General features: G+C 41.0%; 11 protein-coding genes. 5 read left to right on the plus strand and 6 right to left on the minus strand.

The features are described from left to right. Positions 1-197: 197 nt before the first annotated feature. Positions 198-3245 carry an Eco57I restriction-modification methylase domain-containing protein gene (locus U1P77_RS00380; RefSeq protein ID WP_321155510.1) on the plus strand — a complete coding sequence of 1016 codons (3048 nt, stop codon included), beginning with the start codon at positions 198-200 and terminating at the stop codon, positions 3243-3245. A 101-nt stretch (positions 3246-3346) separates the two neighbouring features. After that, positions 3347-3931 carry a peroxidase-related enzyme gene (locus U1P77_RS00385; RefSeq protein ID WP_321155511.1) on the plus strand — a complete coding sequence of 195 codons (585 nt, stop codon included), beginning with the start codon at positions 3347-3349 and terminating at the stop codon, positions 3929-3931. 187 nt (positions 3932-4118) lie between these two features. On the opposite strand, the gene U1P77_RS00390 is transcribed toward U1P77_RS00385, so the two are convergent. The 3 genes from U1P77_RS00390 to metX all read right to left on the minus strand — a co-directional run bounded on the left by U1P77_RS00390 (position 4119) and on the right by metX (position 7128). Continuing rightward, the gene (locus tag U1P77_RS00390; RefSeq protein WP_321155512.1) at positions 4119-4700 is read right to left on the minus strand and encodes a tetratricopeptide repeat protein; all 582 of its coding nucleotides are present in this window, start codon (positions 4698-4700) and stop codon (positions 4119-4121) included. Positions 4701-5089: 389 nt separating this feature from the next. Continuing rightward, positions 5090-5707: a methionine biosynthesis protein MetW gene (gene metW / locus U1P77_RS00395; protein ID WP_321155513.1), complete on the minus strand. Its 618-nt coding sequence runs from the start codon at positions 5705-5707 to the stop codon at positions 5090-5092. Then, positions 5704-7128 carry a homoserine O-acetyltransferase MetX gene (gene metX / locus U1P77_RS00400; protein ID WP_321156562.1) on the minus strand — a complete coding sequence of 475 codons (1425 nt, stop codon included), beginning with the start codon at positions 7126-7128 and terminating at the stop codon, positions 5704-5706. The genes metW and metX overlap by 4 nt, the downstream gene beginning before the upstream one ends. 496 nt (positions 7129-7624) lie before the next feature. On the opposite strand from metX, the gene hemH reads away from it, so the two are divergent. The 3 genes from hemH to U1P77_RS00415 all read left to right on the plus strand — a co-directional run bounded on the left by hemH (position 7625) and on the right by U1P77_RS00415 (position 9862). After that, entirely contained in the window at positions 7625-8644 is a 1020-nt protein-coding gene (hemH, locus tag U1P77_RS00405; RefSeq protein WP_321155514.1) for a ferrochelatase, read from the plus strand. 231 nt (positions 8645-8875) lie between these two features. Continuing rightward, the gene (locus U1P77_RS00410) at positions 8876-9685 is read left to right on the plus strand and encodes a BPSS1780 family membrane protein (RefSeq protein WP_321155515.1); all 810 of its coding nucleotides are present in this window, start codon (positions 8876-8878) and stop codon (positions 9683-9685) included. A gap of 12 nt (positions 9686-9697) precedes the next feature. Continuing rightward, positions 9698-9862: a hypothetical protein gene (locus tag U1P77_RS00415; RefSeq protein WP_321155516.1), complete on the plus strand. Its 165-nt coding sequence runs from the start codon at positions 9698-9700 to the stop codon at positions 9860-9862. 112 nt (positions 9863-9974) lie between these two features. On the opposite strand, the gene U1P77_RS00420 is transcribed toward U1P77_RS00415, so the two are convergent. From U1P77_RS00420 to U1P77_RS00430, 3 genes are all read right to left on the minus strand, one after another. Continuing rightward, positions 9975-10292, minus strand: a complete 318-nt coding sequence (locus tag U1P77_RS00420; RefSeq protein WP_321155517.1) for a hypothetical protein — start codon at positions 10290-10292, stop codon at positions 9975-9977. A 237-nt stretch (positions 10293-10529) separates the two neighbouring features. Continuing rightward, the gene (locus tag U1P77_RS00425; protein WP_321155518.1) at positions 10530-11318 is read right to left on the minus strand and encodes an SDR family oxidoreductase; all 789 of its coding nucleotides are present in this window, start codon (positions 11316-11318) and stop codon (positions 10530-10532) included. A 231-nt stretch (positions 11319-11549) separates the two neighbouring features. Further along, positions 11550-11930: a hypothetical protein gene (locus tag U1P77_RS00430; protein ID WP_321155519.1), complete on the minus strand. Its 381-nt coding sequence runs from the start codon at positions 11928-11930 to the stop codon at positions 11550-11552. Positions 11931-12123 lie beyond the last annotated feature (193 nt).

Consider the following 12123-nt stretch of genomic DNA (forward strand, 5'->3'; position numbering starts at 1 on the left):
GATTGTTTAAATACTGTCTAAATATTGTTTTAATAGTTTAGGTTTTTTCAATACTCAATAGCATTAAGTTTATTCATTTAGCCTATTATGTCGCGCTAACATATATCCTATTGGTAGACCTTGCTATAGTAGACGTTTGCCGATTATCTCGTTGTACTTTACTATTCGAATTTTATTCCACCGTTTAAGGCGCTTGTATGTCTCTATTTCAGTCCGTTGTGGTCACCCGCTATGTTAATGAGCTCGATGCGCAGCTACTTGAACAGGCATGGCAGCGTTATGCCAGCTGCTTTTTAGATCCGCTCAAGCAAGCCAATATTCGCGTCAGTAAAGAAGAGCAATATCAAGAAGGCTTTTTGCGGGATTTATTCGTCGAGGTATTTGGCTATACTTTAAATCCCAATCCTAACTATGACCTCACCACTGAGTTCAAAAACCAGACCAGCAGCAAAAAGGCAGACGGCGCGATACTCAAAGACGGTCATGCTATCGGAGTGGTCGAGCTAAAAGGTATGAATACCACTGACCTTAGCAAAATCGAGCAACAAGCCTTTGGTTATAAAAACAATCAGCCTCAATGTCGCTATGTTATTACTTCTAATTTCCAAAAGCTGCGCCTGTATATTGATAATGCGGTCGAGCATATTGAGTTTGATTTATTTACCATGACTCAAGATAAATTTGCGCTACTGTATTTACTGTTGCATCGTGATGGCGTCATGTCTGATTTGCCTGCCAAGATTAAGTCTGAATCATTGTCGCAAGAAGAAGCCATTACTAAACAGTTATACAAGGACTATTCGGTCTTTAAGCGGGAGTTATTTGCTGATTTAACCGCCAACAATCCCGATATTGACCCGCTAATACTATTTCAAAAGTCACAAAAGTTACTTGATCGGCTGTTATTTATATTCTTCGCTGAAGACAGGCATTTGCTACCGGCCAACTTTGCCAAAGGTATCATCAGTGAGTGGGAGCAGCTCAAAGCCCTCAAAAGAAACGAGCCGCTGTACGACCAAGTCCAACAGTACTTTACTTTTTTAGACACCGGCTATAAGGATGAGCACTGCGAGATATTTGCTTATAATGGTGGTCTGTTCCGCACTGATGAATTGCTTGATCGCATCATTATCAGTGATGAGCTGCTACGTAGTCATATTCTCACCCTGTCTGAATATAACTTCGCCAGTGAAGTCGATGTCAATATCTTGGGGCATATTTTTGAAAACTCCCTAACTGAGCTGGACGAGGTCAAAGCAGAGCTGGCAGGCGAGGCGCTGGACAAATCGCAAACCAAACGTAAAAAGGATGGGGTCTTTTATACGCCCAAATACATCACTAAATATATTGTTGAAAATACGGTCGGCAAGCTCTGTGCAGATAAAAAGGCTGAGCTGGCGCTGAATGAAGAAGATTATCAGCAAGACGTTACCCTTAATAAAAGCGGTAAAAAACGTAAAAAAACACCACAACAAATTGCCAAAGAAACGCAAGCATTAGACCGATTAAACGCTTATCGAGATTGGTTATTACAAATCACTATTTGTGACCCTGCTTGTGGTAGTGGCGCGTTTTTGAATGAAGCCTTGAACTTTTTAATCGCCGAACATGGCTATATCTTAGAGCTGGAAACCAAACTCTTTGGTCATGGTCTGGCATATCCTGATATCGAAAATAGTATCCTAGAAAATAACTTATTTGGGGTGGATATCAATGAAGAAAGTGTCGAGATTGCCAAGTTGTCACTCTGGCTACGCACCGCGCAACCACACCGTAAGCTTAATGACTTAAATAACAATATTCAATGTGGTAACTCCCTGATTGATGACAAGGCAGTAGCAGGGGACAAAGCCTTTAATTGGCAAACGGCATTTCCGCAAGTATTTGTTAACGGCGGCTTTGATGTGGTGATTGGCAATCCGCCTTATGGGGCTAGGTTAAGTGAAGTAGAGAAGTTTTTTCTTGAAAATTCTTACAATTCTTTCGAATATCAAGTTAATTCTTATGTAGTTTTTTATGAAAAAGGCATTAATATTCTCAAGCAGAACGGACTCTTAGGTTTTATTACTCCTTCTACTTTCACTTATCAACACTATTTCAGAAATATAAGAAAGATTCTAAATAGATTTAAACTTATCGGAGTCTCTAAGTATTTTTATGAAGTGTTTGATGATGCCGATATTGGAGATTCTGTAACATGGATTATTGAGAAAAGTCATGAGAATAGTTCAAACGTTTTATACCAGATTTGTAAGAATGAACAAGATGCAATGAAGCTTCCTTTAGTTAGAAACTATAGTGAGATTGTTAACGATGATGGTACTTATTCACTATCAAGCCTTGCTATTAATCTTAATAGAATTCAGAAACTCACAACTCCTCTCGTAGATATAGCTGAAATTACCGCTGGTATAAAGCCTTATCAGAAAGGAAAGGGTGTTCCTAAACAAACAGCAAATGATGTAAAAGAGAAGAGGTTCAATTCTAATGAAAAATTAGACGATAGCTATATTCAATGTATTATAGGGAAAGATATAAAACGTTATGGTTTCTTAAGTGAACCAGAGTTATATTTAAGCTATGGGAAATGGTTAGCCGAACCAAGAGGAAGTGCACCTTTTTTTGATGAAGAAAAGATAATATTGCGACAGACGTCGGACTCTTTGATTTGCAACTTAGAGACAGGTAAAAGAATTAATCTTAATAACATATATAATATTGGAAAAAAAGAAGTAGGTATAAGTTTAAAGTATATATTGACTATCATGAACTCAAAATTACTCAATCTAATATATCAAAATATAGCGCAAGAAAAGGGAAGAACGTTTGCAGAGGTAAAAAAAGTCTACTTATCTAAACTTCCTATCAGAAAAATTAATATGGATGAGCAAAAACCTTTTACTGAAAAAGCTGACCTAATGCTATCCCTTAACCAACAACTACAAACCCTTAGCGACAAATTTATTCGTACTTTACAGCGCAAGTTTAATATCGATAAACTCAGTAAAAAATTAGAAAACTGGCATGACCTCACTTATGCAGATTTCATCAAAGAGCTGGGCAAAAAGAAAGTCAAAATGAGCTTGGGTGATGAGGCGGAGTGGGAAGACTATTTTTTGGCCGAACACGGCAAAGCTCAGCAACTTACATTACAGATTGAGCAAACCGATAGCGAGATTGATCGTATGGTCTACGCTTTGTATGAACTAACGGAAGATGAGATAGCCATTATCGAAGCCAGTTAATCATTTTGTGCCTAAAGATTTTCTGATACTTGCATTTATTTAGCCAGTTTTAGTAAAGTTCCTAAGGAACTCAAATATAACAAAGTCAATGGAGATGACATATGAGCAGTTCACCCATCAGCCGATACCCTGTACCTTCTTTAGATAGCATGCCTGCTGACATTCTTGAACGTATCCTCGCGGTTCAAGAAAAAGCTAAATTCATTCCTAATGTATTTTTAGCTTTGGCATACCGCCCAGCAGAGTTCAGAGCTTTTTTTGCCTACTACGATGCCACTATGGAGCGAGAAGGGAGCACGTTAAGCGCCGCCGAAAAGGAAATGATCATTGTGGCCACTAGCGCCGCCAATGGCTGCCAATATTGTGTGGTCGCTCACGGTGCGCTGCTGCGGGTGTTCTCTAAAGAACCGTTGCTGGCAGATCAAATAGCCATCAATTACTTGCATGCGCCTATCAGCCCTAAACAGCAAGAGATGCTGTCATTTTCTCTGAAACTTTCGCGAACACCGGAACTTATTCAGGACTCAGATTATGCAGCACTTAGAGAACACGGCTATGATGATGAGGACATTTTAGATATTACCGGCATCACTGCTTTTTTCGGTTTGTCTAATAGAATGGCGATTGTGATGAACATGCAGGCAAATACAGAATTCTACACCATGGCGCGTGAGGCGAGGAAGTAAGACTTTTTTTAGACAAGCTAATGGCCAGATAGATCGCATGGTTTATGATTTATATGACTTGACCGACGCTGAGATTGCCATCATCGAAGCCAGCTAATGGCTTTAACCACGAACTTTTATTTATTCTAAACCCAAAAAATCCAGCAATAGGCTGGATTTTTTATGAGCACAAGACTGATGTTAGGGCTTATTTATTTTGGAACCAGCTATCAGCTTGGCTACGAGCGCTGGCGATATCAGAGCTAGATAAGTTCAATGCCAATTGCCCAATCTTACCGCGAGCTTTGGTACGTACCTTTTCGTCTAACATGCCATCACGAGCAGCAAGGTCATACCATTTATAAGCATCGACTAGATTTTTTTGTTTTTCATCTAACAATGCAAGCGTATAGCTGGCACGATTATCGCCGCGCATGGCTGCTTTTTCTAACCAAACGCGAGCTTGTTGTAAGTTTGGCTTGACGCCTTCACCGCGCAAATACATGATAGCTAGGTTAAGCTGGGCAGGGGCGACGCCTTGTTGTGCTGCTTTGGTATACCACTGAATCGCTTGCTGAGTATTTTGGGCGATACCTTGGCCTTTTTGTAGGCGTTTGGCTAAGTAGAACTGCGCGTGATCGCTACCTTGGGCGGCGCGGGCAGACAATTCACTGATCGGCATAAGCTCAAAACGTGAGGTATCAAGCGGTATGTTTGCGGTCAATTCAGCATTTGCTAGTCCAGCGCAAGAAAAAATAGCAGTGAACAAGGCAGCTTTTAATAATTTCATAGCGGCTCCAAAAATAGGCAGTTGATAAGCAATGGATAAAGTTATGCCGCTAAAATAAAATTTATATACGGCGGTAACCATTAAGTTAGACGTTGCAATATTAACTTACCTAAGTATTAGCAACTTTACGCTAATTTAACAGATAAGCGGTTGTAATAAGGGTGTCGTTGACATTGATTTGATAGCTTACCACCCAAACTTACGAAACTCAAATACTAATTATCTAATTTAACGTAGGCTTGTCTCTTATAGAGTGTAACAAAATCATGCAGTTACTAAGCTGTAAGAATATCTAAACAACATATTAAGGTTGGATAGAGTAGTTATTAACTTTATATTATAGCCATAGACTTATGTATTCACAGTCGTAAAGTTAATTAACAAGCACGTTAAGCGGGTTGGCGCTTGGTCACTCGATAAATGGCGACATCCGCCAGCAGGTTAGGCGCTTGCCGTATCAATGCGGTCATTAGAGGCGTATGACCTCTATCAGAATCACTAACGGCAAAGCGGTTGATGATATGAATATCATGCTGCGCACACAGCTGCTCAAAATCTTTAAAGGTACATAAATGGATATTTGGGGTATTATACCACTCGTAGGGCAGCGCCTCTGAGACCGGCATTAAGCCTTTCAGCCCTAAGTGAATACGGTTTTGCCAATGGGCAAAGTTAGGGAAGGTGATAACCGCTTCGCGTCCGACTCGTAGCATATCGAGCAGTAGCACGTCGGGAGACTTGACCGCTTGCAGAGCGCGTGCCATAACCACGGTATCGAAGCTATTATCCGCGAAACGCCCGAGACCGTCATTAAGGTCTTGCTCAATAATAGAAAGCCCTTTGGCTATCCCATCATTAATCTTCTCTTCGTCAATCTCTAACCCGTAGCCCGTGGCGCCTCGATTTTGCTGCAAGTGCGCAAGCAGCTCGCCATTACCACAGCCCAAGTCCAGCACATGCGACTGGGGGGCAATCCAACGCTCGGCCAATTGATGATCCATTCTCATGAGCGTTCTCCTGCGGCTTGATGGCTATCGGTAATAAATGGCGCGCTTAAAAAGCCTTTAACAGCGCCCATATAACGTGGAATATCGAATAAAAATGAATCATGACCGTGCGGGGCGTCGACGTTGATATAGCTGACCGGTTTGCCAGTTGCCATAAGAGCATTAACAATTTCTTGTGAGCGTTCGGGTGCAAAGCGCCAATCGGTGGTAAACGACACTACTAAATACTGGCATTGGGTGTGAGCAAATGCAGCTTTGAGCGCATCAAGTTCTTGATAGTGCGCGTTGTCGCTGTCATCATTCGCATCGTTGGTATTTATAGCGTCATCAGAGTCACTCTCAGTATCATGGTCAGTGCTACGGTTGCGCGGTTCTAGTGGTTTTGCTAACAGGCCTGCGAGATTTTCTTTGGTTGGTTCTGATTGCTCGGTTGAAGACTGCTCTATGGGATAGTCGCGAGTTGGATCAAAATAATCTAAGGCTTTGGTCATCAATAGATAAGTATTGGCATCGAAGTTTTCGCTAAAGCGTTCGCCTTGATAGCGTAGATAGCTCTCAACCTGAAACTCAACATCATAGCCATACATAAACTTGCCAGATTTTAAATCGCGACCGAATTTTGCTTTCATGGCATCATCGGTTAAATAAGTGATGTGACCGACCATCCGCGCTAAGATAAGACCGCGGCGTGGATAAGTACCTGCTTGTAGATAGCGTCCTTCTTTAAAATCTGGATCCGATAAAATAGACTGGCGCGCGACTTCATTAAAGGCAATATTTTGTGCCGATAGCTTAGGGGTACAAGCGATAACCACGCAACGTTTTAGGCGGTTTGGATAATCTACTGCCCATTGTAGCGCCTGCATACCACCCATTGAACCACCGACAATCGCGTGCCAAATATCAATGCCTAAGCGGTCTGATAACATAGCCTGGGTTTTGACCCAGTCTTTAATCGTAATTAGAGGAAAATCGGGGCCATAAGGGCGCGGGTTTCCTGTTTTAGTGCTGTCGGCTTTGGTACTGTCCGTATTAACACTGTCCGGATTAATAGTCGTTGGGCCAGTAGAGCCAAAGCAGCTGCCAATATTATTGACACACACCACAAAGAATTGGTTGGTATCGATGGCCTTGTTTGGCCCAATCATATTGTCCCACCAGCCCGATTTTTTGTCATCGCTACTGTAGAAGCCTGCCGCATGGTGACTGCCAGACAAGGCATGGCAAATCAATACGGCGTTTGAATGGTCGCTATTTAGCGTGCCATAAGTCTCTACTATCAAGTCAAACGAGGGCAGCGTACGATTACATTCTAAGGTCAATGGCTCAGAAAAATGAAAATTTTGGGGCGTGACAATGCCCACTGAGCCAGTTGATCCAGCCGAGTGAGGGCGATCATTAGTGGAGTGGTCACTGGTAATATTAGGACATGCGTTCAAAGCTACCTCGCAAAACAACAGTCATCAATAAAAATAAAAAACCATAGGCAATATACCACCCTACAGCTCTGTTTGCCTATTGTATGGCGATGCGCTTATGAGTACAACCTCCGCGCTGGTCTATTCTACGATACTGAAATAAGAATTCTCTAACACGCTATTAAAGTTACTGCATTTATTATCCTAAAGTAACGTTCATTGAATGGCTTATACTTTTGCGATGCGTTCATCATTGATAAAATGCTACACTAAGAAGGCTTGACAGCCGTATTATTTGGTCATCATTTCTTATATACTCTAATTAACGTTATTTTAATAATAACCAAGTGTTGTTAACTATAACTTAATGGCAGCTTACTCTGTATCTTGACCTGCTTTGCTGTTTTAATAATGCTTTGACAACGTAACCGCTTTCTTTATCCTATTAATTCTAATATCTACTTACAACCACTTATCACTACTTATAAAATGTGACGCTATGAAACCTGATCTGCCCCCACGTATTGCCGTCTTATTAATCAATCTTGGTACGCCTGATGAGCCTACTGCACCAGCGGTACGGCGTTATTTACGTCAGTTTTTATCAGACCCACGGGTAATCGAAATTCCTAAGTTTTTATGGGCGATTATTCTTAATCTATTTGTATTGCCCAGCCGCCCCAAACGCGTGGCAAAAGCTTATGCCAGCATTTGGGATGGCGATTCGCCGATGCGCAATATCCTTAATAAGCAGGTTGAGATGTTGCAGCCACGTTTGGCTGAGACTGCCTCTCCTTTTCGAGTGTCTGTCCATTCAGCGATGAGCTATGGCAATCCAGGCTTGCCTGACGTTATGGATAAGCTGCGAGCTGAAGGTGTTGATCACTTTGTTATGTTGCCGGTATTTCCACAGTATTCAGCGACCTCAACCGGCGCAGTTTATGATGCGATTACTAAATGGTCACTTAAGCAGCGTAACTTGCCTAACATCACGATAGTAAAAGATTATTTTGCCCATCCGCTATATATTAAAGCACTCGCGGATAGTATTCGCCGCTTTCAAGCTAAGCATGGCAAGCCTGAAAAGTTAATGTTTAGCTTTCATGGTATTCCGCAGCCGTATATGGATAAAGGCGATCCGTATCCTAGGCGCTGTAAATGTACCGCTGCACAAGTGGCTCATGAGCTGGGGCTTAATGAGGACGAATGGATTATTAGCTTCCAATCCCGCTTTGGTAAGCAAGAATGGGTGAAGCCTTATACCGACGTAATATTAGATGAATGGGCCAAGTCCGGCGTGCGCTCAGTACAAATTCTCAGCCCTGCATTTTCAGCGGATTGTTTAGAGACGCTAGAGGAATTAGCAATTGAGAACCGTGAGAACTTTATCGAAGCAGGCGGCGAAGAATATCACTATATCCCAGCGTTGAACGCAGATGAAGCACACATTGATTTGTTAGAAGCTATGAGCGCGCCCTTGGTAAAAGGTTGGGCAGGAACATTAGATGGTTGGGCCTAGTTGCTATTCTGAGTAAGTCATAAAATTTTAAAAAATACCGGACATGATGTTCGGTATTTTTTTGGCTTAATTTTCTTAATAAAAACTAGACTAATGAAATAAAGTTGGGATTTTAAATATTAATGTGTAAGACTGTCGACAAAAGAAAATAATAGTACTTCTGAATTTTATAATATTGACATTTTATTTTTACTTACTCTGGTTTTATTTTTAACAGCAACTTTGAGGCTTATGATGTCTATATCCAATAATTCAGACCTACCAGACCCAAATGTATCGCTACAAAAGTCTAATAACGTTCCGCCAGATTTACCATCAACTGACAAATATGGCGACCTTCTGCCGCAGCTGTTGTCTGAGCCAAACTCCTGTGAAGCAGCGGCTGGCATCAGTTGGCTAATGAAAGCGGCGAGTATGATCAAACAGAATTTTTTACTTTGGTTGGGTATCAGTCTGACATTTTTATTTATTGTCGGGATATTAGGTAATATTCCGGTTATCGGCTTCATTTTCAGTCTTATGGGATTGATATTTGTTGGCGGTATTATGAAAGGTTGTGCGGCGCAAGCTCAAGGTGAAGAGCTTAGGTTTGATCATTTATTCTCAGGATTTAAGACTCATCTACAGCCCCTTATTATTCTCTGCTTACTTTACATAGTAGGCATCGTTATTGCGTTGATACCGCTGTTCCTAGCGTTTGGTAGTCTATTTTTGTCGATACTATTCGATAATAGTATGTCAAACATTAATAATTTTTCAATAGCGGCTATATTAGTTGGCTTGTTGTTATCATTGCTATTAATCATTCCTTTGATGATGATTATTTGGTTTGCACCACCGTTGATTGTATTGCACGACTTAGACGCTATTAGTGCGATGAAAAAAAGCTTTCAAGGTTTCTATAGTCGATTCAATTTAAAAACGATACAGTGCTACTGGGATGAATTTTTTGCAGCCTCTGTCCCGCTTGCGAACAGCACGCAAGAAAAAATTATACCAGTAGCACGCTGCTATACACGACTCTCTTTTATTGTGAACTGACTATATGCCAATATGATACCCATGACGGTCTGTGGATTGGTAAGCGCTATCGTATTAACTGTTTTTGTGGTAGTTACTTTAGGTTTTGGTATTATCGTCGTGGTTCCACTAATAATAGTGACCTATTACACCAGCTACCGTGATGTTTGGACGGATCAGCCCTTATCGGCAGCATAAATTGAGTTTAACTGCGCCATAGTGATAATTTTATTTATACGGCTCTCAAAATAAAAAAGCACGCTTACTATAATTAAGCGTGCTTTTTTATTGACTATAGGATAGCTAGATTTTATAGATCATTTTCATTGCTATGTTCTGCCGCATCTCTATCCGCAATATCGACAATATCAGGATAGTCGCTATCATCTAAATTGTCTTCGACTAACACTTCATCAACGCGGGCTTCATCAATATTTTGACGGTGCATCGGCGTAAGACCTTGAGTGGCATCGTTGCCTGCTTGCGAGTTATCAAATCCTGCGCTATTGTCAATGACATCATCATTATCAATAGTATGTAGCATAGGGTTGTCTAAATCGACTTGCTGATTGTTATTGCCGTCGATGCGGTTTTGTTCATCAGGTAACGGGGTTTTTGAGTTGTCCATGATATCTTCCTTAGTTTTCATTAAAAGTAAGTCATTCATACATATTAAAACTTTGAGTACTGTACTATTTAGTTTGTATGGTTATGCTCTTTATCGCTAGTAGTAAGGTGTCACAGCATGTTCAAAAAATGTAAGGCTAATAAAAATACAAAACACTCAAATAATAATAACGGCTACTCATATTGGGCAGCCGTTATTATTTTGCATTAGAGCTGAATTTTATAATTGACTTAAATACTACTTCGCACCGACTCTACTATTGACCCAACGCAAGAGTGGGTCAGGCGTAACTTGTGAGAGTTTTTGTAATACTTTGGCTGGCATACCGATAGGATAGTGGGTACGTGATAGCTTACGATTGGCGCTACCGCTAAGTTTGCACAAGGTTTTAGCGACATCATCAACGGTCAGGTTGATACCTAAGCGATCAATGCTGGTAACGCTCACGTCTTTGGTCATATCGGTCTTGACCCAAAGCGGCATCACATCAATGACCTTAATACCAAGTTCAGCGTATTCAATATTAAGCGCTTCCGTTAAACCACGTACAAAGAACTTACTGGCAGAATAAGGCGCAATTTCAGACTGACCATAGATAGCAGAGGCGGAGGATACGTTAATAATTTTACTGTTTTTGGCATCTGCTAAATAAGGGGCTAGCTTATGACAGCCAATCAATACCCCTTTACAGTTAATATCAACCAGCGACAACTGCTTATCCAAATCGGTGGTAGGTAGCACGCCACTGATTAATATGCCGGCGTTATTAATCAGCGTATCAATGCTGCCAAAGTTATCAATCATGTGTTCAATGGCTGTGTCCCATGCCTCAGGCTCAGTCACATCGAGATGACCCTGGACGATGCGCTTATTCTTTAGCGCTTTTTTAAACACTTTATCATTGACCGCGCGCTCAAGCTCAGCGGTATCGATATCAAAAAGGCCAACGCTATGACCTTTTGCTGCCAGTTGTTTGGCAGTTGCTAGACCGATACCGCGTGATGCGCCAGTGATTAATATATTCATAGTGACTCACTTAATAGTTATTAATAACGATTATCGCTTTTTGCTTTCATTTTTAGTATAGCAAATTACTGACAAAAGACTAATAGTAAGACAAAACGGCAACGTCGACTTTATAACTTGCTTGTACGCATGCCTAGGGTTAAGAAGAGGAGATAAGGTCATGGCTACCGTTCAGGACATTGTTTGTTACTGTGGCTTTTGATACTGCGCCGCTTGCTATTGCATAGTTACTTATTGCATAGTTACGTTATTGCGAGTAACATCAAAATCGGGTCTATTCGCTAAGCGTGATTCAAAATCCGCTAATGTAAAGGTCCATAAATAAATCAAGGCGACAATATAGATTACATTTTCAGCCAGTTCTTCGATGATGATACCCAAGGAATAGGGGAACATAATGGCGTTTTCTCCCATATATTGAATGAGCACTAAAACCGTAACGCCAAGATATAGCAATCGGGAGATGTTCTTTAAAACGGTCCAAAAATAACGCCATGAGTAAGCCAATAAGCCAAGCATAACAATGATGATGACTAAGAGAACCATATCCTCCCACCAATCGTATGAATAACCTAGAAATATAAAGTCGCTTGGTACCATTGAATCTAACAAATAGCTCAACTCTCTACGAATAGCGCTAATGAATATTAGAACTGATGCCAACCACAAGTATCGCCCCTGTTTGAGGCGACTTTGTATAGCATATTGCATACAACGCAGCAAACACAGGACTAAGACAGTTGCCTCACCAATTTCGATGATACTGTTTTCAGTAAAAATGGTAATCTCTCCGTATATAATGAAT

Origin of the sequence: Psychrobacter sp. LV10R520-6 (genome assembly GCF_900182925.1) — a bacterium.
Lineage (GTDB): Bacteria > Pseudomonadota > Gammaproteobacteria > Pseudomonadales > Moraxellaceae > Psychrobacter.